General features: G+C 61.2%; 23 protein-coding genes. 10 read left to right on the top strand and 13 right to left on the bottom strand.

Annotated features, from left to right (window positions below):
- Positions 1-3: 3 nt before the first annotated feature.
- On the bottom strand, positions 4-1,221 hold the full coding sequence (locus tag E0H22_RS00065; RefSeq protein ID WP_233023756.1) for an FAD-dependent oxidoreductase: 1,218 nt from the start codon (positions 1,219-1,221) through the stop codon (positions 4-6).
- 181 nt (positions 1,222-1,402) lie between these two features.
- Between E0H22_RS00065 and E0H22_RS00070 the strand changes: the two genes are divergently transcribed.
- Entirely contained in the window at positions 1,403-2,296 is an 894-nt protein-coding gene (locus E0H22_RS00070; RefSeq protein ID WP_233023757.1) for a LysR substrate-binding domain-containing protein, read from the top strand.
- A 20-nt stretch (positions 2,297-2,316) separates the two neighbouring features.
- Here the strand turns inward: E0H22_RS00070 and E0H22_RS00075 are convergent, their stop codons facing one another.
- Positions 2,317-3,180 (bottom strand): DMT family transporter, encoded by an 864-nt coding sequence (locus E0H22_RS00075; protein WP_233023758.1) that lies wholly within the window; start codon positions 3,178-3,180, stop codon positions 2,317-2,319.
- 121 nt (positions 3,181-3,301) lie between these two features.
- Between E0H22_RS00075 and E0H22_RS00080 the strand changes: the two genes are divergently transcribed.
- Positions 3,302-4,126, top strand: coding sequence for a LysR substrate-binding domain-containing protein (locus E0H22_RS00080; RefSeq protein WP_347340817.1), 825 nt, complete (start codon positions 3,302-3,304; stop codon positions 4,124-4,126).
- A gap of 27 nt (positions 4,127-4,153) precedes the next feature.
- On the opposite strand, the gene E0H22_RS00085 is transcribed toward E0H22_RS00080, so the two are convergent.
- On the bottom strand, positions 4,154-4,855 hold the full coding sequence (locus E0H22_RS00085) for a GntR family transcriptional regulator (protein ID WP_233023759.1): 702 nt from the start codon (positions 4,853-4,855) through the stop codon (positions 4,154-4,156).
- 175 nt (positions 4,856-5,030) lie between these two features.
- Here E0H22_RS00085 and E0H22_RS00090 point away from each other — a divergent pair, with 175 nt between their 5' ends.
- The 4 genes from E0H22_RS00090 to E0H22_RS00105 all read left to right on the top strand — a co-directional run bounded on the left by E0H22_RS00090 (position 5,031) and on the right by E0H22_RS00105 (position 9,223).
- Positions 5,031-5,891: an ABC transporter ATP-binding protein gene (locus tag E0H22_RS00090; protein WP_233023760.1), complete on the top strand. Its 861-nt coding sequence runs from the start codon at positions 5,031-5,033 to the stop codon at positions 5,889-5,891.
- Complete coding sequence (locus E0H22_RS00095; RefSeq protein WP_233023761.1) at positions 5,892-6,665, top strand: ABC transporter permease; 774 nt, start codon at positions 5,892-5,894, stop codon at positions 6,663-6,665.
- A 26-nt stretch (positions 6,666-6,691) separates the two neighbouring features.
- A complete protein-coding gene (locus E0H22_RS00100) occupies positions 6,692-7,717 on the top strand; it encodes an ABC transporter substrate-binding protein (protein WP_233023762.1) in 1,026 nt (341 codons plus the stop codon).
- A 72-nt stretch (positions 7,718-7,789) separates the two neighbouring features.
- Positions 7,790-9,223 carry an amidohydrolase family protein gene (locus tag E0H22_RS00105; RefSeq protein ID WP_233023763.1) on the top strand — a complete coding sequence of 478 codons (1,434 nt, stop codon included), beginning with the start codon at positions 7,790-7,792 and terminating at the stop codon, positions 9,221-9,223.
- A gap of 19 nt (positions 9,224-9,242) precedes the next feature.
- Here the strand turns inward: E0H22_RS00105 and E0H22_RS00110 are convergent, their stop codons facing one another.
- From E0H22_RS00110 to cyoA, 7 genes are read right to left on the bottom strand one after another with little or no spacing between them, the layout of a single operon-like run.
- On the bottom strand, positions 9,243-9,776 hold the full coding sequence (locus E0H22_RS00110; RefSeq protein WP_233023764.1) for a response regulator transcription factor: 534 nt from the start codon (positions 9,774-9,776) through the stop codon (positions 9,243-9,245).
- Positions 9,766-11,148, bottom strand: coding sequence for an ATP-binding protein (locus E0H22_RS00115; RefSeq protein WP_233023765.1), 1,383 nt, complete (start codon positions 11,146-11,148; stop codon positions 9,766-9,768). Before E0H22_RS00115 ends, E0H22_RS00110 begins: the two co-directional genes overlap by 11 nt.
- 58 nt (positions 11,149-11,206) lie before the next feature.
- Positions 11,207-11,959, bottom strand: a complete 753-nt coding sequence (locus E0H22_RS00120) for an SURF1 family protein (RefSeq protein WP_233023766.1) — start codon at positions 11,957-11,959, stop codon at positions 11,207-11,209.
- A complete protein-coding gene (gene cyoD / locus E0H22_RS00125) occupies positions 11,959-12,348 on the bottom strand; it encodes a cytochrome o ubiquinol oxidase subunit IV (RefSeq protein ID WP_233023767.1) in 390 nt (129 codons plus the stop codon). The genes E0H22_RS00120 and cyoD overlap by 1 nt, the downstream gene beginning before the upstream one ends.
- Positions 12,345-12,974 carry a cytochrome o ubiquinol oxidase subunit III gene (cyoC, locus tag E0H22_RS00130; RefSeq protein ID WP_233023768.1) on the bottom strand — a complete coding sequence of 210 codons (630 nt, stop codon included), beginning with the start codon at positions 12,972-12,974 and terminating at the stop codon, positions 12,345-12,347. Before cyoC ends, cyoD begins: the two co-directional genes overlap by 4 nt.
- Entirely contained in the window at positions 12,971-14,998 is a 2,028-nt protein-coding gene (gene cyoB / locus E0H22_RS00135; RefSeq protein WP_233023769.1) for a cytochrome o ubiquinol oxidase subunit I, read from the bottom strand. Before cyoB ends, cyoC begins: the two co-directional genes overlap by 4 nt.
- A 15-nt stretch (positions 14,999-15,013) precedes the next feature.
- On the bottom strand, positions 15,014-16,171 hold the full coding sequence (gene cyoA, locus E0H22_RS00140) for a ubiquinol oxidase subunit II (protein ID WP_233026565.1): 1,158 nt from the start codon (positions 16,169-16,171) through the stop codon (positions 15,014-15,016).
- A gap of 181 nt (positions 16,172-16,352) precedes the next feature.
- Here cyoA and E0H22_RS00145 point away from each other — a divergent pair, with 181 nt between their 5' ends.
- The gene (locus E0H22_RS00145) at positions 16,353-17,687 is read left to right on the top strand and encodes an MFS transporter (RefSeq protein ID WP_430715192.1); all 1,335 of its coding nucleotides are present in this window, start codon (positions 16,353-16,355) and stop codon (positions 17,685-17,687) included.
- A 74-nt stretch (positions 17,688-17,761) separates the two neighbouring features.
- On the opposite strand, the gene E0H22_RS00150 is transcribed toward E0H22_RS00145, so the two are convergent.
- Complete coding sequence (locus tag E0H22_RS00150; RefSeq protein WP_233023770.1) at positions 17,762-18,502, bottom strand: SDR family oxidoreductase; 741 nt, start codon at positions 18,500-18,502, stop codon at positions 17,762-17,764.
- Positions 18,503-18,583: 81 nt separating this feature from the next.
- Between E0H22_RS00150 and E0H22_RS00155 the strand changes: the two genes are divergently transcribed.
- On the top strand, positions 18,584-19,234 hold the full coding sequence (locus tag E0H22_RS00155) for a TetR/AcrR family transcriptional regulator (protein ID WP_233023771.1): 651 nt from the start codon (positions 18,584-18,586) through the stop codon (positions 19,232-19,234).
- A gap of 93 nt (positions 19,235-19,327) precedes the next feature.
- Here the strand turns inward: E0H22_RS00155 and E0H22_RS00160 are convergent, their stop codons facing one another.
- A complete protein-coding gene (locus E0H22_RS00160) occupies positions 19,328-19,702 on the bottom strand; it encodes a nuclear transport factor 2 family protein (RefSeq protein WP_233023772.1) in 375 nt (124 codons plus the stop codon).
- Between the two features lie 166 nt (positions 19,703-19,868).
- Between E0H22_RS00160 and E0H22_RS00165 the strand changes: the two genes are divergently transcribed.
- Positions 19,869-20,342, top strand: coding sequence for a DUF2867 domain-containing protein (locus E0H22_RS00165; RefSeq protein ID WP_233023773.1), 474 nt, complete (start codon positions 19,869-19,871; stop codon positions 20,340-20,342).
- Positions 20,343-20,401: 59 nt separating this feature from the next.
- Positions 20,402-20,896, top strand: a complete 495-nt coding sequence (locus E0H22_RS00170) for a hypothetical protein (protein WP_233023774.1) — start codon at positions 20,402-20,404, stop codon at positions 20,894-20,896.
- Here the strand turns inward: E0H22_RS00170 and E0H22_RS00175 are convergent.
- Positions 20,880-22,007: an FUSC family protein gene (locus E0H22_RS00175; protein WP_233026567.1), complete on the bottom strand. Its 1,128-nt coding sequence runs from the start codon at positions 22,005-22,007 to the stop codon at positions 20,880-20,882. The genes E0H22_RS00170 and E0H22_RS00175 overlap by 17 nt on opposite strands.
- Positions 22,008-22,100: the final 93 nt, after the last annotated feature.

A 22,100-nucleotide genomic window follows, 5' to 3' on the forward strand; every position in this document is an offset into this window, starting at 1 on the left:
CAATCATTCGGACGAACCGAGATGCAACGCCGCGGCGCGATCGAGCGAATCGAGCATCGCGATCCGGCGCAGCAGCGCACGCCCCTTCTCGGGATCTGCTGCCGCAGCACGGATATCGTCCCTGAAGCGGGCGCGATCGGCTTCGTCCTTCGCTTCGAGGTTTTTCTTGTTACGAATCGTGTCCCCCTGGATCGCCTGCATCGTCACCGTGCGACGCTGCAGGTCATAGTCGGCGAGGATGGCTTCGCTATCTTTGCCGTTGATCACTGCGCCGAGCTTCGAGGTCAGGTTCAGCGCATCGTGGATACCCCCATTCATGCCCATGCCGCCGAGCGGATTGTTGATATGAGCGGCATCGCCGGCCAGGAAGGAACGGCCCTTCCGAAAATTGGCAGCGACACGCTGATGCACACGATAAAGCGTCGTATGGGTGATCGGCGCTTCCACATCGTCAGGCACCACGGACCGGATCGACGACGTCACATACTTCTCCGAAAGTGCCTCTTTGTCGGAGATTTCGGCCGGCACCGGCATCATCACGCGCCACGCACCGATGATACGCAGCAGGAAATACCAGCGCTCGGGATCCGCGACATAGCTCACAGACGACACGCCTGGACGCAGCGCGGTGAAATCCACCGGTGTCGTCATGACCAGAAAACGTTCGGGCCAGGTGAAACCTTCAAATTCCATATCCTGACTGCGGCGAACAATGCTATTGGCGCCGTCGGCGCCAATCAGCCAGTCGCAATCATAGATCTTGTCTTCGCCGCTCTTGGTGACCTCGAGAGCGACCGCGTCGCTGGTCTGCGATACGGATTTCACCTCGCAGCCGAACGCGATGGTGAACAACGGATGGTTCTTCAGCCCATCGAGAATGATGCGAGTAAGCTTGAACTGTTCGGCCTGCAGACGGAACGGATGCCGAACTAGATCCGAGATTGCACCGAAATCGAAGGTGCCGAGGACACCGTCGGAAGAGGAAGAATATTGGACAGTCGGCGCTTTCAGACCCTGCGCAATCAATTCCTTGGCGAAGCCGAGATCGTCAAGCATATCGAGCGTCGGTGGATGGAAGGTCGAAGCGCGCGACTCGCCGCTCAGCGTATCGTTCTTTTCCAGCACCAGGACCGGAATGCGTTGACGCACCAGATCGGCAGCCGCGACCATGCCGACAGGGCCGGCGCCAGCGATAATGACCGGGTACTTTTTCGCGCTCATTCGTCCACAACCTCAATTTATGATCGATCGCAGCACCCCCGCGCAGTCGGATCGATCTGTCAGCGGGTGGAGACATGGTCAGCCTCCAATGCCGCCTTTCATCGTAAGGCAAGCTAGGTGCCTTGCGCTTAGGCATGCAAACAATTTAATCTGCAGATATCTTGCGTTTTTGGAATGAACTATGCGCCGCAGAATTCCGAGCCTGGGCGCGCTGATGGCGTTCAGCGCGGCCGCCAAGCATCTCAGCGTCACCCGCGCCGCCGATGAGCTGGCGCTGACAGAAAGCGCAGTGTCGCGCCAGATTGCGCAGCTGGAGGCCCAACTCGGTGTCAAACTCTTTCATCGCATCAAGAAGCGGATCACGCTGACCCGCGCCGGCGCTGCCTACAGCACCCGCGTGGCGCAGACCATCGAGCGGATCGAACGCGATGCGCTGGAAATCATGGGCTATGAGGCGGACGGTACGGTGCTCGATGTCGCGGCGTTGCCCACTGTGGGCACGCAATGGCTGATCCCGCGCCTACCGGACTTCTACGCACGCCATCCGGGCATTGCCGTCAATGTAAGCGCGCGCAATACGCGGTTCTTTTTCAGCGAGACCGCCCTCGATGGCGCGCTTTACTTCGGCCAGCCCGACTGGCCCGGTACGCAGGCCGACTATCTGTTCGACGAAGTGCTGCTGCCGGTCGGCTCACCCGCTTTGATCGGCAGGCGCGGCGAATTGCCCGCGCATGAAGTCGCCGAACTGCGGCTCTTGCATCTGGTCACGAGGCCAGACGCCTGGCGACGCTGGTTCGACGCAGCAGAGCTGGAGGGCACCAATGTCATCCGCGGGCCGCGCTTCGACATTCAATCGACCCTGATCAGCGCAGCAAGCTCCGGCCTCGGCGTCGCGCTGCTGCCGGAGTTTCTAATCTCCGATCAATTGAGGTCGGGCAAACTGCGCGTGGTGTCGAGCCGGGCGCTGAAAAGCGTCGGCTCGTATTACTTCGCCTGCCCGGAGGAAAAAGCGGAAAACCCTTTGCTGCAGGCGTTCCGCGCGTGGCTGCAATCCCAAGCGCAAACCTCGACATAGGTCGCCCACGACAGGCGCCGTTACGACGTCGCCACAAAGATCCCAACGAACACCGCGACAATCCCGGCGGCCAGGTTCCAGCTCAGCGGCTCGCCGAGCATGACGGCGCCGACCAGCGAGGCGGTGACCGGATTGACGGTTACAGACACCGCCACTCGCGTTGGCGTCGTTCGCTCCAACGCAAATGCCCAGAGGTAGAAGACGAGCGCACTGCCGATCGCACCGAGATAGATGGTCGCGAACCATTGCGCCTCTGCGAAAGCAGGCACCGGCGCAAAACTGCCACGCACCCCGGCGATGAGCACCAGAACCGCAGTGCCGACACCCATGGCCATGGTCGTGAAGGCGATCGGCCCGGATCGGCGCATCACCGCTTTCGACCAGATGCTGTACAACGCCATGCACAGTGCTGCGGCGATCATCAACAAATCGCCGCGCCAGGCATCGAGCGGCGCCATTGCCAGGCCGTTCAGCAGCGCAAGCCCGACACCGCCCATGGCGATCAGCACGCCCACCGTCTTGCGCTGGGTCAGCGGCTCGCTGCCGAGCGCAGCGCCGGCTAGCATGGTGAGCAGGGGCAAAGTCGAGAGCGCCAGCGCCCCACGCGCGGCCGTCGTGTAGATCAGCGACGCGTTGAACAGCAGCGGAAACACCGCGAAGAAAAGACAGCCGAGCCCAGCCACTGCCGGCCAGTCATTCCGCGCCGGCCATGCCAAGCCGCGCCACAGCATCAATGGCAGCATCAACGCGAAACCGATGCCGAACCTGAAGGAGCCGATGGCGAACGGATCGACGGTCCCAACCAGATAGCGCGTGGCCCCGATTGCCGTACCCCCGATCCCGCTCGACATGATCGCGGCCAGTATCCCGTAAAGTTCCGCCATCAAGCCCGTCCACTTGCATTGAGGGACAGAGCCGTACCGACGCGAGCGTCATCATGGAATGGAATTGTTTTTATGACCTTGATAACATTCCATGATGAGACCACGCGCACTCGATCCCGATTTGCTGGCCGCTTTCGTCGCGGTGGCCGACCATCGTTCGTTTACCCAAGCGGCTACTGCGCTCAACCTGACCCAGTCGGCCGTCAGCATGCAGATCCGGCGCCTCGAGGATCGCGTGCAAGCCGAGCTGTTTCGGCGCAGCACGACCCATGTGGCGCTGACCGATGCGGGCGAAAGCTTGCTCGGCTATGCTCGCCGGATCCTGTCGCTGAGTGACGAAGCCATGGGTAGATTACGGAACCATGGCATCAAAGGCCGTGTCCGCCTGGGCGTGATGGAGGACTACGGAACGCATGTCGTGCCGCCGTTGCTCGCGCGCTTCGCGGCGAGTCATCCCGCGATCAGCGTCGAAATGGAGACCGGGCTCACCAGCTTGATGCCAGAACGCCTTGGAGAGGATTTCGATCTGGTGATCGGCATGCATGCAGAAGGCAGCAATAGCGGTCAGTTGCTACGCCATGAACGCGCGGTTTGGGCCGGCAGCGCCGGCCATGACGTACCCGACCGCACTCCGCTTCCGCTCGCGCTCTATCCGCAGGGCTGCCTGTTTCGAAAATGGGCGATGGATGCGCTGGATGCGGCGGGACGTCCGTGGCGGCTTGCTTTCGTGAGTCACAGCCAGGCCGCCGTCGCTGCCGTCGTCGCGCAAGGTCTCGCGGTCACGGTTATGAAACAGGGCACGTTTCCCTCACAGTTGCGGCCGCTGTCGGAGAAAAACGGCATGCCCGGGCTGCCCGTGGCCGAGATACGCCTGCACCGCGCCCCAAACGCTCCCGTTGCCGCCAGCCTATTCGCTGACCACCTGACGGCGTCGATCACACCGTAACTCGCCGATCCCCACTGGCGAAAGACGTCAGCCCGTCTCTTCCGCATAGGGCGCCAGCACATCGACGAGATCGCGGCCGCGCGCCGGGCTTGGCTCAACCAGCGCGCGGTTCGCGACTTCGCCGAGATGCGAATGCATCAGCGCCATTGCCTTGTCGGCATCACCGCTCTGCAGGGCATCGATGATGGCAATATGCTCGTTGATGCCGCATTCGGAAGAATGCGGACGACTGAACAGCGAGAGTGTCAGACAACAACGATAGGCGACCTCGCTGACATAGCGGACCAGCACCGGGCTGCTGGTCATCGACGCCAATAGGATGTGGAACTCGGTAGCGAGGCGGATCGAGACGGCGCTTGGCCCTTCATGCGCCTCCTGCTCGGCCGCCACATGCGCCTTCAGGCGCGCGATCTGGGCCGGCTTCAGCTTGCCCGCTAACTTGCGCACGATCAGGCGTTCCAGCTCCATGCGGATATCGAAGATGTCGCGCGCATCCTGCCAGCTCGGCGTCACCACCACGGCGATCCGGTTTCGGCGGAGCTCGACGAGGCCTTCGGAGGCCAGCTGCCCGAGCGCGTGGCGCGCGATGGTGCGGCTGACGCCAAAGCGTTCCCCCAGGGCATCCTCGGGCAGCTTCGTGCCTGGCTCCAGCGCCTGCTCAATGATCGCACGGCGCAGGGCACGGCAGATCATCCCGACTTTGTCTTTGGGATTTGGCGTCTCTGGCATTCTGTCGAACCTGTATCATTCCTCGCATGCAAGCGCTTGCGCGAAGTGCATGCACTTTCGAGCGTCTGTGCCCAATAATTTCGCACAGGAAACATCGATAGAAGCAATTTGAGGTCGATTCGTTCAAGACTCAAGCGTGTCTCAGGTGGCACCTCAATTGCATACACTTATCGCCATGATCAGTATGCAAGAGAACGGGGCCCTAGCCCAGACTACGCTGCGCGCCCCGACCGCCATTGAGCTGTCGCGGACATCGGTGACCTTCGGCCGCGGCGCCAGCGCGACACCGGCATTGTCCGAGACCAACCTTATCATTCCCGATGGCGAATTCCTCGCCCTTGTCGGCCCCTCCGGCTGCGGCAAGTCGACGATTCTCAAGCTGGTCAGCAACCTCATCCGCCCGACCACCGGTGTGGTCATTGTCGGCGGCCGCGAGGTGGCGGCCAAGGCGTTGCGGATCGGCATGGCATTCCAGAACCCGACCATGCTGCCCTGGCTGACCATCGAGCAGAACATCATGCTGCCGCTGAAGATTGTGCAGCCGTTCCGCGCTGAATATCGGCAGAAGCGCAAGACCGAGTTTCGCGACAGAGCGCATGCGCTGCTCGCGCAGGTCGGGCTCAAGGACTTCGGCAAGAAGTATCCATGGCAGCTCTCCGGTGGCATGCTGCAGCGAGCAAATCTATGCCGCGCGCTGATCCACGAGCCGCGCATGCTGCTGCTCGACGAGCCCTTTGGCGCCCTCGATCAGTTCACGAAGGAAGAGCTGTGGTCGATCCTGCAGGAACTATGGCTGCAGCATAAGCCGACGGTGCTGCTGGTTACGCATGATCTGCGCGAAGCCGGTTTCCTCGCCAGCCGCATCTGCGTGATGAGCGCACGGCCAGGCCGCATCCTCGACGACAGCCCGGTGGATTTCCCGCGGCCGCGCGCCATTCCGATGACGTTCGAACCTGACTTCGTTGCGCTGAACCAGCGCCTCCGCGAGCTCATCGTCAACGCGCGCACCAGCGCGTCAGCAACGCAGGAGGCATAAATGAACCTCGGCCTTCGTCAAAAGCTCTGGTCGCTCGGGCTGATCATCGCCTTCTTCGTCGGTTGGCAGCTGTTCTGTATCGTCTCGGGGATGTCCGATTTGATCCTGCCGCGCCCGACGGACGTTCTCGCGACGTTGATCGCGCGTTTCCCGGTGCTATGGCCGCATATCGTGCAAACCCTGGTCACCACCATGACCGGTTTCGCGCTCGGCGTCGGCCTCGGCGTCGTGCTCGGCGCAATCATCGGCGTGTCGAAAGTCGCCTATGACACTGCTTATCCGCTGCTCGTCGGCTTTTCGTCCATCCCCAAAGTCGCGGTCGTGCCGATCTTCGTGCTCTGGTTTGGATCCGGCTCGGTGCCGGCCATCCTCACTGCGTTGTCGATCTGCTTCTTTCCCATCGTTGTGAATATCGCCACCGGCCTCGCCACCACCGAACCGGAAATGGAAGACGTGCTGAAAGCGCTCGGCGCCAGCAAGATGGACATTCTCTGGAATGTCGGCCTGCCGCGCACGATGCCGTTTTTCTTCGCTTCGCTGAAGGTGGCGGTCAGCTACGCCTTTGTCGGCGCGGTGCTGGCAGAGACGGTCGCGTCCAATCGTGGCATCGGCAATGTGATGATGAGCGCATCATCTAACTTCAATGTACCGCTCGTCTTCGCCTGCCTGTTCATTCTCGCGATCCTCGGCGTCGCCCTCTACGTCATTTTCTCCCTGATCGAAGCGCGCGTGACTGGATGGGCCACGCGCAAGAACGATCTCGTCGCGACCTGATCAACACCATCAACCAGGAGACTGTCATGTTGAAGAGATTGACTGCCCTCGCCTTCTCGAGTGTCTTGCTTGCGAGCACCGCGTCCGCGCAGGAGACGACCATCAAATTCACGCTCGGCTGGAAGACGCAAGGCAGCGATGCCGCTTTCTTCTATGCAAAGGACAAGGGTTATTTCAAAGAAGAAGGCCTGAACGTCGTGATCGATCAGGGCGAAGGGTCGGGCGCTACCGTGACCCGCATCATGTCCGGCGCCTGGGATGCCGGCTTCGGCGACGTCAACGCCATCATCCAGAACTCATCCACGCGACCGCAGGATGCGCCGGTCATGGTCTATATGATGTGGAACCAGCCGCCCTTCTCGATCGTCACCAAGAATTCCAGCGGCATCAAGACCATCAAGGATTTCGAAGGCCGCACGCTCGGCGGCGCGCAGGGCACGCCGACGACACGCCTATTGCCGGTGTTCATCCAGAAGAACGGGCTCGCCGCCGACAAGATCAAGGTATCGAACATGGCGCCGAACCTGCAGGAACCGATGCTGATCAAGGGCGACATCGACGCGGCGCTCGTGTTCAACATCACCAGCTACTTCAATCTGGTGTTGAACCGCCAGGATCCCGACAAGGACTTCAAGTGGTTCTCGTTCGGTGAATTCGGTCTCGATCTCTATTCCAACGGAGTGATGGTCTCGCAGAAGCTGCTGAAGGACAATCCGAAGGCGGTGACCGGTCTCGTCCGGGCGATCAACAAGGCAAATATCGCCATCGCCAAGGATCAGAACGAAGCCATGAAGTCCGTCGTCGCCTATGACAATCTGGTCGATGTGCCGGTCGAGAAGCGCCGCATGCAGTTCGCCTTCGACAAACTGATAGTTTCGCCGGAGATGAAGGAAATCGGCATCGGCGACATCAAGGATGACCGCATGGCCCGCGCCATCGGCATGGTGGTCGAAGGCTATGAGCTGAAGCGCACCCCGACGCCGAAGGAAATCTTCTCGCGCGACTTCCTGCCGCCGCGTAGTGAGCGCGAACTCGTCTATACCGCGAATTGACATCCCTTTTGTCCCTGGCGCGATGCGGCACCTCGTGCCGTATCGCGTCCGGGGCACGTTTGGAGTTCAATCATGGTCAAGACGCTGTCTACGGCACACGCCTTCACCGGCACCGCCCTCGTGCCTCAGACCGACATCACTTATACGAACGGTCTGATCACGAAAGTGTCGGCAGGCGCTGCGACCACGCCGCAGGCGAACCACCTCATCATCCCTGCGCTGGTCAACGCCCATGACCATGCACGTCCTTCCATGACCTCCTTCGGCGCGTCAGGGATGCCGTTGGAATCGTGGATCCTTCGCTCGGTTTTCGGTACACCGCCAGACGCCTATCTCGCTGCCGCCGTTTCGCTCGCCCGCTCGGCGCGCGCCGGCTGTGGTGGCGCGATGATCCATTATACCCGCCCGAGCGGTAAATTACCGATTGTCGACGAGGTGATCGCAATCGGGCGGGCCGCACGTGATGTCGGCATCCGGATCGCGTTCGCCCTAGCGATGCGCGACCAGAACCCGCTGGTCTATGGCGATAGCGCAGACGTACTTTCGACTTTGTCCGATGAAGATCGCAGCACGATCCAGGACTTGTTCATCCGCCCGAGCCCCTCAGCGACCGAGTATCTCGACCGCGTCGATGCGATCCATGCCACCATCGCCGGGCCGATGACCGACGTGCAATACGGGCCGGCCGGCGTGCAGTGGTGTTCGCCTGCCTTGCTCGAAGCGATTGCAGAACGTTCCGCAACCACCGGCCGACGCGTCCATATGCATCTGCTGGAGACCATCTATCAGCGGCAATGGGCCGACCGCGCATTTCCGGGTGGCGTGGTACGCTTTCTCAAGAATATCGGCCTGCTGTCCGAGCGTCTGACCATTGCCCACTGCATCCATGCCCGACCGGACGAGCTCGACATGATCGCAGAAGCCGGTGCGACCATCGTAACGAATTTCAGCTCCAACCTGCATCTGCATTCCGGCTTCCCGCCCATCGCGGATGCGCATCGTCGTGGCTGCAGAATTGCGGTTGGTATCGACGGCGTTGCACTTGACGAGGATGACGATGCGATCCGCGAAATGCGGCTCGTGCAAATGGCCCATGGCGGCCTAGGCTTCGAGCGAACCTGGAGCCGCGGAGAGTTTCTATCGCTCGCTGTTCGCAACGGCCGGCGGTCGATCGGCGCACCCGGCCCGGGCGCGCTCGCCGCCGGCGAGGCTGCGGATTTCGTCGTCCTCGATATCGGCCAACTCGACCGCGATGCAATCATGCCGGTGGATCCAATCGACATGCTGTTTGCGCGCGGCAATAGCAGCTGCGTGCGTGAGGTCATCGTCGATGGTCGCACGATCTGCCGCGACGGCAAGCTCACCGGCGTCGATCTCGACGCGATGGAAGCCGAAATCCGCAAGATGTATCGGGCGAGCGCACCGCAGTTCAAGGCGCTTGAGCATGCCTGGAAACCACTTGAAGGCGCGCTGACGCATTGGTTCCGACATCAAGGCTGTTGTTAGCCGAAGATATTCGAACGCCTCAATTCACCTGTCGCTTTTCGAGTTTCCGCGCCAGCGTCCGACGATGCATGCCCAGACGGCGGGCGGTTTCGGAAATATTGAAATCGCTCTCCACCAGCGTCTGGTGAATGCGTTCCCATTCCAGGGTCTTGATGGAGGTCGGACGCTCGGTAAGCGCCACCTGCGTATCGCCAGCAGCTTTCTGGAAAGCCTCCTCGATATCGTCGGTGTTCGACGGCTTCGCGAGATAATGACAGGCGCCGAGCTTGATGGCCTCGACCGCAGTTGCGATGCTGGCATAGCCTGTGAGAACAACGATCAGCATGTCCTCGCTCAACGCATGCAGCGCCTCGACGCAGGCAAGACCGGAGGCCCCGGCGAGCTTGAGATCGACCACCGCATAACCCGGCACCTTGTCGCCGAGCACTTCGGTAAGCGTTTCAAAACCTTCCGCATGCAGCACATTGTAGCCGCGGCGCTCGAACGAGCGCTTGAGGGTGCGGGCAAAGCCTTCGTCATCTTCGACGATGATCAAGAGACGTTCATCGGACATGTCTGTGTGCTCCTATCGCAAGGGCAGACAAAGGCAGGGACAGCGTGACAACGGCACCGCCGACCGGTCGATTATCCGCCACGACCGAACCGCCCAGCTTGCGGACGGCATTGACCACCAGGAACAGGCCCAGCCCGCGGCCCGGCCGGCCTTTGCTCGAATTATAGGGCTTGCCAAGATTTGCCAGCATCTCCGCGGCAAAGCCCGGCCCCATATCGCTCACTTTCAGCACCAGCATATCGCCCGCCCGTTCCAGCGCGATGCGGATCCAGAGCGGCGAGACCTCATTGGCGTTGTCGAGCACATTGAAGATCGTCTGCTTCAAGGCTGAGTCGGAAACGATCGGCATATCCTCGCCGAAGTTGTTCTCGTAAACCAGCGTGCCGCTCGACCGCGCCATCCGCCAATCCTCGACGAGTTCACCAAAGAAATCATTCACGGATGTCACTGCAGGCGCCTCGCCGCGCATGTCTCCGGCCGACATCAGGATGCCGGTCACGATCGATTTGCAGCGTTGCACCTCGGCTTGCATTTCGGCGATCTCTTCCATCAGCTCGGGATTGCTGGCGAGCGCCGGCATGCGTCGCCAATCGCTGAGGATCACAGAGAGTGACGCCAGCGGCGTGCCGAGTTCGTGCGCGGCGCCAGAGGCAAGAAGCCCCATGCGGACGATATGGTCTTCCTCGGCAGCCTGCTGACGTAATGCAGCGAGACCATTGTCGCGGTCACGCAGGTTGCGGGCGATACGCGTCATGAACACGACGATCAGCGCCGCATCGAGCACGAAGCAGATCAAGGTGCCGACGATGTGGATCTGGAACAGATGATCCGCCATCCCGGCTGGTAAAGCCAGCGGGCGATGAAAGATGATCAGCCCTGCGAAGCACAGGCTGGCGACGATCACAATCACCCAGGTGAAGCGGGCATTGAGCAGCATCGCACCAAGCGTGACCTGCAGCAGATAGAGCGACACGAAAGGGTTGGTGGCGCCGCCGCTGAGATAAAGCTGCGCCGTCAGCGCGGCGACATCAAGCAGCAGGAGCAGAAGCAATTCGCGATCGCGCGCATCGGTCTGCTTGCGCAACCATTCCTGACTGATGACATTGAGAAAGATCGAACCGCACAGCACCGAGATCATCGGCATCAGCGGCAGCTCGACGCCCATCACGAAATGGACGAAGCCGATGGTGACCACCTGACCAATCACGGCGATCCAACGCAGCTGGATCAGCTGGTTGATGTTCTTGACGTTGGTGGTTTCGTCGAGCGGCAGGGTGACAGGCGAAACGGTGACAGCGCGCGGAACGGCATCCGGACCGACACCGGCGCCGTCCGATCCAATTATGTTGCCAGAAACTCCGAAACCCTGCATTTCGCACCGTCATGCGCGATGTGCACGATCCTGCCTGATCGGCGCGACATCTGTCATGTCATACGCGAGATGGTGATTTTTTCCGAATCTTCCACTCGTGGCGCCCGACATGGACAGCGCCGGCGGCGAGCATCAAAGCCAGCCCGAACCAGGTCAGCGCGTAGACGGCGTGATTGTTCGGGAAGGAGACGACCGTCAGGCCCCCATGGGGCTGACCGGGCGCATCGAGGGACTTGTCGGCATCAATGAAATAGGGCGCGACCACGGCGAGATTCTGGCTCTCGGCGATTGCAGCGACATCCCTGGAAAACCAGCGGCCCGCGGCAGGATCGTTGTTGCGCAAGAAGCCACCTTTGGGCTCGGAGATGCGCAACAGGCCGGTCACAGTTACGGACGATGCGGGAGGTGCAAAAGCACCGGCCTTGCGCTCGTCCGGGCTGACAAAGCCGCGATTGACGAGAACCGTGAAGCCAGTATCGGTGCGCAACGGGGTCAGAACCCAAAAGCCCGCGCCGAGATCGGACACGGCCTGCACCATCACGTCCTTGCCCGGCACGAATGTGCCCGACGCTGTGACGCGGCGATATTCGTCAGTCGTACGGGAAATGGCCAGCCACGCCGCGGGCCCGGGTGCAGCAGCGGGCGCGGCGTGGCTGCGCTGATCGACACGTTCGATCAGATCCAGTTTCCAGGCACGGCGCTCGACCTGCCAGATACCGAGCGCTGTCAAGCCTGCAATCCCGAGGATGGCGAGAATCGCCAGCACCGAAAGCGTCACCGTGCCGCGCGGGGCGCGGTCGGTGTCGCTCATCAGGGCATGTTCCTCATGTCGTGGACGGGCATCATGTTCACGTTCAGATGGTACATCACCCACAACGAGCCGGCGAGCGCGATCACCACGACGATGACGGTGAAAATGAGCGCCATCATGGTCCAGCCGCCGTCCGACGTCGTATTCATGTGCAGGAAGTAGACCATGTGAACCACGATCTGCACCATAGCCATGGCAACGATGATCGCGATGGTCCAGTTCTTGTTCTCGATCGCACCGGTCATCACCAGATAGAACGGGATGGCGGTGAGAATGACCGAAAGAATGAAGCCGGTCATGTAGGACTTGAACGAGCCGTGGTCGCGGCCGTCATCGTGGCCATGCGCGTGATCGTCGTGACCGTGACCAGCGTGTGCGTCGGCGTTCATCGCACGACTCCCATCAGATAGACGAAGGTGAAGACGCCGATCCAGACGACGTCGAGGAAGTGCCAGAACATACTGAGACACATCAGGCGCCGCTGATTGGCCTCGATAAGGCCGAACTTCGCCACCTGCACCATCAACACCACAAGCCAGATGATGCCGAAGGTGACGTGCAAACCGTGAGTGCCGACCAGCGTGAAAAAGGACGAGAGGAAAGCGCTGCGCCACCAGCCCGCACCTTCATGGATCATATGGTGGAACTCGTAGAGCTCAATTCCCAGGAAGGCGAGCCCGAACAGGCCGGTAATCGCCAGCCACATCTGGGTCGCGCCGACCTTGCCCTTCTGCATCTCCAGCATGGCGAAGCCATAGGTGATGGAGGAGAACAGCAGCATCGCGGTGTTGAGCGCGACCAGCTTGAGATCGAACAGATCCTTCGGTCCCGGACCGGCGGCGTAGCTCGTGCCGAGCACGCCGAAGGTCGCGAACAGCATCGCGAAGATCAGGCAGTCGCTCATCAGATAGAGCCAGAAACCGAGCATGGTGCTCTGGCCGGGCGGATGATCGTGCTCGTCGGCGACGTAGAAGACCGGCGCCTCGCCGTTCATGGTTTGGGTCGGTGCGCTCATGATGCGGCCTGTGCTGCCAAGAGCTTGGTACGCTCGGCTTCCGTGTTGATGACCTGATCCACCGGGATGTGGAAGTCACGCTTGTAGTTGAAGGTGTGATAGATGGCGCCGGCGATGAGCGAGACGAAGGCGACCACGGCCAACAGCCACATGTGCCAGATCAGCGCGAAACCCAGTGCAGTCGCAAAGCCTGACAGGATGATGCCAGCACCGGTGTTCTTCGGCATATGAATCGGCTTGAAACCCTCCAGTGGACGTTGATAGCCGCGCTGCTTCATGTCGTACCAGGCGTCATTGTCATGCACGACCGGCGTGAAGGCGAAGTTGTAGTCCGGCGGCGGCGACGAGGTGGCCCATTCCAGGGTACGGCCGTTCCATGGATCGCCAGTATTGTCGACCAGTTGCTTGCGCTGCCAGACGCTGACGGCGATCTGCAGCAGCAAGGCGCCGATGCCGGCCGCGATCATCGCCGCACCGATGCCGGCAATGACGAACCAGATCTGCAGCGACGGGTCGTCGAACACGCGCATGCGGCGGGTGACGCCCATGAAGCCGAGCACATAGAGCGGCGTAAAGGCGACCCAGAAGCCGACGACCCAGAACCAGAACGACACCTTGCCCCAGAACTCATTAAGCTTGAAGCCGAACGCCTTCGGGAACCAGAAATTAATCGCGGCGAACACACCGAACACCACGCCACCGATGATGACGTTGTGGAAGTGAGCGATCAGGAACAGCGAGTTATGCAGCACGAAGTCGGCCGGCGGAATCGCCAGCATGACGCCGGTCATACCGCCGATGACGAAGGTCAGCATGAAGGCCACGGTCCACATCATCGGCAGATCGAACCGGATTCGGCCACGATACATCGTGAACAGCCAGTTGAAGATCTTCGCGCCCGTCGGGATCGAAATGATCATGGTCGTGATTCCGAAGAAGGAATTCACGCTGGCGCCCGAGCCCATGGTAAAGAAGTGATGCAGCCAGACGAGATAGGACAGGATCGTGATGACGATCGTGGCGTAGACCATCGACGTGTAGCCGAACAGCTTTTTGCCTGAGAACGTCGAAGTCACTTCCGAGAACACGCCGAACAGCGGCAGGATCAGAATGTAGACTTCCGGGTGGCCCCAGATCCAGATCAGGTTCACGTACATCATCGGGTTGCCGCCGAGATCGTTCGTGAAGAAGTTGGTGCCGACGTAACGGTCCAGCGACAGCAGCGCCAAAACCGCGGTGAGCACCGGGAAGGACGCGACGATCAGGACGTTGGTGCAGAGCGAGGTCCAGGTGAAGACCGGCATCTTCATCATGGTCATGCCGGGGCAGCGCATCTTCACGATGGTCGCAATCAGGTTGATGCCTGATAGTGTCGTGCCGACACCCGCGACCTGCAGCGCCCATATGTAATAATCGACGCCTACATCCGGGCTGTAGCCGATATTCGACAGCGGCGGATAGGCCAGCCAGCCGGTCTTGGCGAATTCGCCGACGAACAGCGAGATCATCACCAGCACGGCGCCACCGGTGGTCATCCAGAACGAGAAGTTGTTCAGGAACGGGAACGAAACGTCGCGGGCGCCGATCTGCAGCGGCACGATGTAGTTCATCAAGCCGGTCACAAAAGGCATCGCCACGAAGAAGATCATGATCACGCCGTGGGCGGTGAAGACCTGATCGTAGTGGTGGGCGTTGAGATAGCCCTCAGAGCCACCGAAGGCGAGCGCCTGCTGCAGACGCATCATGACTGCATCGGCGAAGCCGCGCAGGAACATCACGAGACCGAGGATCATATACATGATACCGATCTTCTTGTGGTCCACGCTGGTGAACCATTCCTTCCAGAGATAACCCCAGAGACGGAAATAGGTCAGGCCAGCCACGAGCGCGATGCCACCGAGCGCAACGGCGCAAAAGGTGGCGACGACGATCGGCTCGTGCAGCGGCAACGACTCGAAAGTAAGGCGGCCGAAGAGAATCTTCGCCAAGCCGGTGTTTTCAGCAATTCCGGTAGCAGCAGACATGGGACTCGATCCGGATCAGGTGTTGGAAGCGCGTCGCTCAGCGGACGACGGCACAGGCGTGAATTGAAATGGTGCGGGCGCACGGGTGCGCGACAAGCCGGCGCCACTCATCGGCGTCGGATCGCCCGGCGTGAATGTGCGGTCGGCCGCTTCGCGGACGGCGTCGGCGACGGTGCAGACGCTGGCGACGTAGTTCTTGACCGAAGCCGAACCGTCGAGTTGCGAGACATTGTACTTCAGCGGCAGGATGTTGCGGGCGCTGGCGAGGCCCATGCCGCCCTTGCTGTCGATCGCCATCATTTCGCTCATGCACATCTTGCCGGGCTGGGCGCACTGATTGAGGATCAGCTTGTACAGATCGGCATCGACGCTGCTGTAGAGCTTCACCGGCACCTTCTCGCTCGGCTTTTCGAGCTCGAGATAGATGTCGCGGCTCAACTTGTCCTGACTCCCCTTGGCCTTGGCAATCCAGGCATCGAAGCCGGCCTGATCGACGCCGTGGAAGGCGAAGCGCATATTGGAGAAGCCGGCACCCGAATAGTTGGCCGAAAAGCCTTCATACTTACCGGGCTTGTTGATGACGGCGTGAAGCTTCGTTTCCATGCCGGGCATCGCATAAATCTGGCCGGCCAGCGCGGGAATGTAGAACGAGTTCATCACCGAAGTGCCGGTGATCTTGAAGCGGATCTGGCGATCCAGCGGGGCGACGAGCTCGTTGACCGCAGCCACGCCATATTCCGGATAGATAAAGAGCCACTTCCAGTCGAGCGCCACAACCTCGACGACAAGCGGATCGTTCAGAGTCGCGGCCTGGCCCGGCGCGATACGATCGAGGCGACGATACGGATCGAGGAGATGAGTGCTGCTCCAGGTTACGGCGCCGAGGCAGATGATGATCAGCAGCGGCATCGACCAGATAACGAGTTCGAGATGGGTGGAGTGATCCCAATCCGGCTCATATGGAGCGGCGGTATTCGACTGGCGGTACTTCCAGGCGAAGAACACGGTGAGCGCCATCACCGGGATAATGATGAGCAGCATCAGAACCACAGAAACGACTACGAGGTCGCGCTGTTGCACTGCGATGTCACCCGCAGGATTCATGACCACGAAATTGCAGCCGCCCAGCAAGGCAACCAAGGGCAGCAGAAGGAGGATTCTCAGGCGGCTCAAGGTCTTACCCATTCGATAATGTCCGTTCGCGCGCACGGTTAGGCGCATTTGCTGCAGGGCAACATTGGACAATTTGTCCAATGGTTCGGAACTGAGCTTCACGACAAATCGTCAACTGGCCGGCATGCATTCTTGCGCCGAATTCAGTATATGCAACCTACGATACGAATGGATTGAAGATATGGCGCAAGCGACATCGACGATGGAACAGGATGCGCGTCGCCTCAACGCGGACAGCCATGGTCAGGTGAATCCGGGCGAGATCGCCATCGGCGTGATCATCGGGCGCACGTCGGAATTCTTCGACTTCTTCGTCTATGCGATCGCCTCGGTGCTGGTATTTCCGAAGCTGGTCTTCCCGAATCTCGATCCGCTGACCGGTACTCTCTATTCTTTCGCGATCTTTGCGCTCGCCTTCATCGCGCGCCCGATCGGCACCATCATCTTCACGGAGATCGACCGCCGTCAGGGCAAGGGCGCGAAGATGACCGTGGCGCTGTTCCTGCTCGGCGTCTCCACCGTCGCCATCGCGTTCCTGCCCGGCCACGAGACCATCGGTGTCGCGTCTGCCTGGCTGCTTGCCGCTGCGCGCATTGGCCAGGGCCTCTCCTGGGGCGGCACCTGGGACGGTCTCGCTTCGCTACTCGCGCTGAACGCGCCGGAAGGCCGCAAGGGTTGGTACGCCATGATCCCGCAGCTCGGCGCCCCGATCGGCCTGATCGTCGCTTCGGCATTGTTCGCTTTCTTCGTCGATACCCTGTCGGCGGAAGACTTCCTCGATTGGGGCTGGCGCTACCCGTTCTTCGTCGCTTTCGCCATCAACGTGGTCGCGCTGTTCGCACGCCTGCGCATGGTGGTGACCCCGGGCTACACCGAACTGTTCGAAAGCCGTGAACTCGAACCGTCGTCGGTGCCGGAAACCCTTGCACAGCAGGGCCGTACCATCGTTGTCGGCGCCTTCGCGCCGCTGGCTTCTTTCGCCCTCTTCCATATGGTCACGGTGTTTCCGCTGTCCTGGGTGTTCCTGTTCACGCGTGAAACGCCCGGCCGCTTTCTTGTGATCGAATGCATCGGCGCCGTAGTCGGCATCATCGCGATGCTGTTCTCGGGCTATATCGCCGACAAAGTCGGCCGCCGTACCCTGCTTGCAGGCTCGGCAATCGCGATCGCGGTGTTCTCCGGCTTCGCTCCGCAGATGCTGGACGGCGGCCTCGTCGGCGAACTCGCCTTCATGGTCCTGGGCTTTGTATTGCTCGGCCTGTCGCTCGGCCAGTCCTCGGGCTCGGTCGCATCGAGCTTCCGCAAGCGCTATCGCTACACCGGCTCGGCACTCACCACCGACCTCGCCTGGCTGTTCGGTGCCGGCTTCGCGCCGCTGGCCGCGCTTCTGCTGTCGAGCCATTTCGGCCTGTCATCGTCGGGTGTCTATCTGCTTTCAGGCGCGGTCTGCACGCTGCTGGCGATTTCAATCAACCGCCAGTTCGCCAGCCGCGACGCTGAAGCGGTTCAGCCGTGAACACGGCAGAGCAAGCCAGATAACAAAAAGGGCCCGGCATCTGCCGGGCCCTTTTCGTTTACCCCCGCAAACGCTCAGGCGTTGGCGCCGCCATCCACCAGAAGGCCGGTGCCGGTGATCTGACGCGCGGCAGGACTCGCCAGGAAAGCAACCGCGGCCCCGATATCTTCCGGCTTGCCGTAATGCCCCAGCGCCGAAAACGCGCGCTGCGCATCCGATGTCTCGCCCTCGGCCGGATTCATATCGGTATCGGTCGATCCTGGATGGACAAGATTGACTGTGATACCGCGTGGGCCAAGCTCGCGGGCCAGACCGCGGGTGAAAGACAGTAGCGCTGATTTCGACATCGAGTAGACGGTGATCCCTGGGAACGGGACGCGCTCGGCAAGATTGGAGCCGATCGAAATGATGCGGCCGCCCTGCCCAAGCAGCGGAATGGCAGCCTGCGAAGCCAGCACCACCGAGCGCACATTGACGTCGAGGATGGCATCGATATCGGCGAGGCTCATCTCGGCCACCGGGCCGCCGCGGGCGATGCCGGCATTATTGACGAGAATGTCGAGGCCACCGAGCTTCTCAGCGGCGTCCTTAACCGACCGCTTCACGGCGTTCGCATCGGCGCTGTCAGCCCGGATCGCAAAGCCATGTCGGCCGAACGTTTCGATGGCGCGGACGACCTCCGCGGCCTTGTCGGCGGAGCGCTCGTAAGTAATTGCAACGTCAGCCCCTTTTGCCGCGAGCGCTTTTGCTATGGCCGCGCCGATGCCGCGTGATGCGCCGGTGACTAGGGCGCGCTTTCCAGTCAGATCGTTCATGCTTTTTCTTTCTGTAGTGAACAATATAGAAATCAGCTAAGCGCATTGCGGCGGACGGTCAAGGGAATTATATAACGATCGATGCAGAAAACGGATAACACGCTCTCGACCACTCCGGCCAAGCCCAGCCGTGGCCGCCCGCGCGCTTTCGACCGCGAGGCCGCGCTGGCGGCAGCAACGCGTCTGTTCTGGCAAAAAGGCTATGCCGCTACCTCCATTTCGGAGCTCACCGAGGCCATGGGGATTGGAACGCCGAGCCTCTATGCGGCCTTCGGATCGAAAGAGGCGCTGTACGGCGAGGCGCTGCGTTATTATGGCCAGAATTACGAAGGGCTGGTCTGGGGCAATTTCGCCAAGGCCCCAACGGCGCGCGAGGCGATCGCGGCACTCCTGATGGATTCGGCTGCAGCCTTGACCGCTTCGGTTGGACGCTGCGAGCCGCTTGGCTGCATGGTCACGCTCTCGACGGTGGGCAGCGAAGGACAAGTAGAGCTGGGCGAAACCGTGCGCGCAGCGCGCGCGGGTGGGCTCGAAAGAGTCAGCGAGCGACTTCGCCGTGCGGTCGATAACGACGAGCTCGATGCATCGATCGATATCAACGGGCTCGCGCGGTTCGTGCTCGCCGTGCAGAACGGCATGTCGCTGATGGCGCGGGATGGGGCGAGCCGGGAAGAATTAGAGGCCGTGGCCCGCCACACGATGCGTGGCTGGGACAGCCAAACCGGCGCCTGACACAGCATCGGATATATGGCGCCGCGAGGCGCGGAGCGATTGATTCAGGTCCAACTGCCAGAGTCGTCAGGTGGACTCGCTCCGGCCGAAGGGTCAGTCCCGCAAATCGTAGCGATAAGATTTCGAGACGATTTGCCAGCCGTCGGCGAGCTTCATCGCGACCAGATAGTCGGTGAAGTAGCGCGGCGGCAATTGGCAGCGCACCTTGATAAAAGCTGTCTTCTCATCGGAGCGATCGACCGTAACGATGAAATCCTCGCGCGCCTTGCCATCGGCCTTGCCGGAGCTCCGCTTGCGGACCATCGCCATCCAGTCCGGCACAGTGAGAACCTTGAGCTCACCATTCTCGACCCAGCGCAGATCTGCGCTCGGATGGAAGATCGCGCCGAGCTTATCGGCATCAGCTTCGTAAAGGCCATCAAAATAGTGCTGGATCACGGCTTCGACGGTCGAACGATCATAGGTCACGGCATTCCTCCACGCACGATTTGCCTTGCCTGTATGACATGGAAGTCATGGCGGGCATACCCTGCCGGTCAACCGCCGGTACGCACGGGGCCTATGACAATTTGTCTAGGCTTCATGACGGCAAAGCAGGCGCACAATTCTAGCCAGCCATTGCTGGAGTTTCGAGATGGTCTCAGCAGTCCAGCCTACCGCCGACATCGACGCATTCCTTGCCGGCGCGCAATTCGCCGATGCCTTCTGCATCACGACCGCTACGACGCTGTCCGCGCGCGAGGCCGCCGAACGCATGCTCAGCCGCTCGCCGTGGTGGGTGGACGCGCTGATGAAGCTCCGCGACGCCATCGTCACGCCACTTGGGTTGAAGACGGCGAAATCGGCACGCAATGAAAAGGTTGAAAAGGTGGGTTTCTTCCCGCTGCTGAGCGAGACGCCGCAGCGCCTGGTGGCTGGCTTCAATGACAGCCACCTCGATTTTCGCGTGGTGATCGACGTCGCATCCCTCGAAGCCGGCCAACGCGTGACGGCAACGACCATCGTACTGACCCATAACTGGATTGGCCGGACCTATCTCACGATCATCACACCGTTCCACCGTATGGTCGTCCGTTCCATGCTGAAGCAGGTGCAACAAAAACCGTGAACCAGCCGATCTGACGCAGACCAAGCTGGAACGGCTGCGCTGCCCCTCGGTTAATGCGCATGACATTTTCAGAGTTCGACCTCCAGCGCGACGAGAACGTCCATCTTACGCTGGCCCGTGCCTTCGATGCGGCCTGGGAACCGTTCATCGCCCGTGAAGGTGATACCGTCGATACCCACGACAATCGCCGCCGCCTTGCCGCACGTATCGTCGCGCTGGCCCGATCCGGGCAAACCGATGAGAACGAGCTCGGAGAGGCTGGCCTGATCTATATGCGGGTGCTGACCGACGCGGCCCGCCTTTCCGAGCGCATCCGCGAAATGCCGTCGCCTGCACTGGTGCCTCAGGATGCGGATCATCGAGAGTTTGGCCACGATGCCGTCGAGGCGATGTCGTCGGCTCTCGATCTATGTATCGAGGAATTGCCACTGTTCATTCCCGCCGATGCCGTTCAGGTCCTCTCGAACTGCATCGTCGATGAAGCCGCTCGCGGCGAGCGCGATCCCGAGCGATTGCATTTTCACGCCATGGCGACGCTCATGTCGCGTCAATGACTTTCTTGCCCGCCAGCGGCGGATCGGCCTCGGCCCATTCGGAAACGCAACGCTCGAGGTCCTTCAGGTTCTGCCTCATCTGCTCCAGCGAAAAACCGATGGCAAAAAAGCGCTCGGCCATATCGCCGGGCAGGCCGCGCGTCAGCCCTTCCTGACGGAGTTTGGCGACCTCCTCTCCGTAGAGTTTCAAGGCCGTCTGCACCGGATAAATGGCCGGCGCACCGGTACCGCTACGCAGCGCCACCGCGGTCGAATGCAGGAAGGTTGCCATTGCCTCGCTCACCCGCGCCAGCGGGCCGGCAAGCCTGACCTGCAACGGCGATGGCAGAGGCACAACGGTGGAACGCCCGATCATGACCAGATCGTGGCGCAGACGCAGCGTGGTGCGCAGTAGCGGACCGGTATCGGGTCCCTTGGAGAGGTGCGCCGCACGTTCGCGCTCGGCTTCGGCACCGATCGCCTGCAGGCTGGTGATCGCATGACCGATGCCATCCTGAAGCCGATGCAACGCTTCGTTATCGCGACCACGCGTCAGCGCGGCCAAAAGCTCGGAGAGAGCCGTGGCGATCAGATCGAGCGCGTGCGCCGCATTGATCCGGACCTGGCTATGCGCGCGCGAGGGCAGTACGATGAAGGACACGAGCAAACCGGTGATCGCGCCGACGGTGACTTCGAGCACCCGATCGATGGCAGACTCCAGCGGCGTGTTGTGGTTCATTAATGGCAACAGCAGCACGATGATGGCCGTCACCGGCGCGACATTGAGGCTGGGATTGATGGCGGCGATGAAGGCCAGCGGCGCCACTGCCAGCACCAGGACGAGCAGCAGCATGCTCTCATTGGAATGTGGAATCAGGATCGCCACGGCGCCGCCATAAACCGCGCCACCGATGGTACCGATGAGATAATCGCGCGTCGCTTTTAGCGAGCGCCCCACGCTCATCTGGGTGACGATGATTGCAGTCAGCACCGCCCAGAGCGGCAGCTTGAGCCCAAATGTCAGCGCCACGATCAGCGACGTCAGCGCGGCCGCCGTCACCCGGATGCCAAGCCCGAGTTCGATCGTATGGGCGCGGAAGAAGGCCGCCACACGTTTCAGCACTCCAAACATTTCCCGGAATACGGACATGTGACGATCGATCCCTGACGCGGATAATGGCCGGCTCGCATGGCTGGTCCCCGCGCCGCCATACCAGCTTGAAAC

Origin of the sequence: Rhodopseudomonas boonkerdii (assembly GCF_021184025.1) — a bacterium.
In the GTDB taxonomy this organism is placed as follows: domain Bacteria; phylum Pseudomonadota; class Alphaproteobacteria; order Rhizobiales; family Xanthobacteraceae; genus Tardiphaga; species Tardiphaga boonkerdii.

What these genes read in the sequence shown, in the direction of transcription:
- E0H22_RS00065 (WP_233023756.1), bottom strand. Translation starts at nt 1,221, where the DNA reads ATGAGCGCGAAAAAGTACCCGGTCATTATCGCTGGCGCCGGCCCTGTC.
- E0H22_RS00070 (WP_233023757.1), top strand. Translation starts at nt 1,403, where the DNA reads ATGCGCCGCAGAATTCCGAGCCTGGGCGCGCTGATGGCGTTCAGCGCG.
- E0H22_RS00075 (WP_233023758.1), bottom strand. Translation starts at nt 3,180, where the DNA reads ATGGCGGAACTTTACGGGATACTGGCCGCGATCATGTCGAGCGGGATC.
- E0H22_RS00085 (WP_233023759.1), bottom strand. Translation starts at nt 4,855, where the DNA reads ATGCCAGAGACGCCAAATCCCAAAGACAAAGTCGGGATGATCTGCCGT.
- E0H22_RS00090 (WP_233023760.1), top strand. Translation starts at nt 5,031, where the DNA reads ATGATCAGTATGCAAGAGAACGGGGCCCTAGCCCAGACTACGCTGCGC.
- E0H22_RS00095 (WP_233023761.1), top strand. Translation starts at nt 5,892, where the DNA reads ATGAACCTCGGCCTTCGTCAAAAGCTCTGGTCGCTCGGGCTGATCATC.
- E0H22_RS00100 (WP_233023762.1), top strand. Translation starts at nt 6,692, where the DNA reads ATGTTGAAGAGATTGACTGCCCTCGCCTTCTCGAGTGTCTTGCTTGCG.
- E0H22_RS00105 (WP_233023763.1), top strand. Translation starts at nt 7,790, where the DNA reads ATGGTCAAGACGCTGTCTACGGCACACGCCTTCACCGGCACCGCCCTC.
- E0H22_RS00110 (WP_233023764.1), bottom strand. Translation starts at nt 9,776, where the DNA reads ATGTCCGATGAACGTCTCTTGATCATCGTCGAAGATGACGAAGGCTTT.
- E0H22_RS00115 (WP_233023765.1), bottom strand. Translation starts at nt 11,148, where the DNA reads ATGCAGGGTTTCGGAGTTTCTGGCAACATAATTGGATCGGACGGCGCC.
- E0H22_RS00120 (WP_233023766.1), bottom strand. Translation starts at nt 11,959, where the DNA reads ATGAGCGACACCGACCGCGCCCCGCGCGGCACGGTGACGCTTTCGGTG.
- cyoD (WP_233023767.1), bottom strand. Translation starts at nt 12,348, where the DNA reads ATGAACGCCGACGCACACGCTGGTCACGGTCACGACGATCACGCGCAT.
- cyoC (WP_233023768.1), bottom strand. Translation starts at nt 12,974, where the DNA reads ATGAGCGCACCGACCCAAACCATGAACGGCGAGGCGCCGGTCTTCTAC.
- cyoB (WP_233023769.1), bottom strand. Translation starts at nt 14,998, where the DNA reads ATGTCTGCTGCTACCGGAATTGCTGAAAACACCGGCTTGGCGAAGATT.
- E0H22_RS00145 (WP_430715192.1), top strand. Translation starts at nt 16,353, where the DNA reads ATGGCGCAAGCGACATCGACGATGGAACAGGATGCGCGTCGCCTCAAC.
- E0H22_RS00150 (WP_233023770.1), bottom strand. Translation starts at nt 18,502, where the DNA reads ATGAACGATCTGACTGGAAAGCGCGCCCTAGTCACCGGCGCATCACGC.
- E0H22_RS00155 (WP_233023771.1), top strand. Translation starts at nt 18,584, where the DNA reads ATGCAGAAAACGGATAACACGCTCTCGACCACTCCGGCCAAGCCCAGC.
- E0H22_RS00165 (WP_233023773.1), top strand. Translation starts at nt 19,869, where the DNA reads ATGGTCTCAGCAGTCCAGCCTACCGCCGACATCGACGCATTCCTTGCC.
- E0H22_RS00170 (WP_233023774.1), top strand. Translation starts at nt 20,402, where the DNA reads ATGACATTTTCAGAGTTCGACCTCCAGCGCGACGAGAACGTCCATCTT.
- E0H22_RS00175 (WP_233026567.1), bottom strand. Translation starts at nt 22,007, where the DNA reads ATGTTTGGAGTGCTGAAACGTGTGGCGGCCTTCTTCCGCGCCCATACG.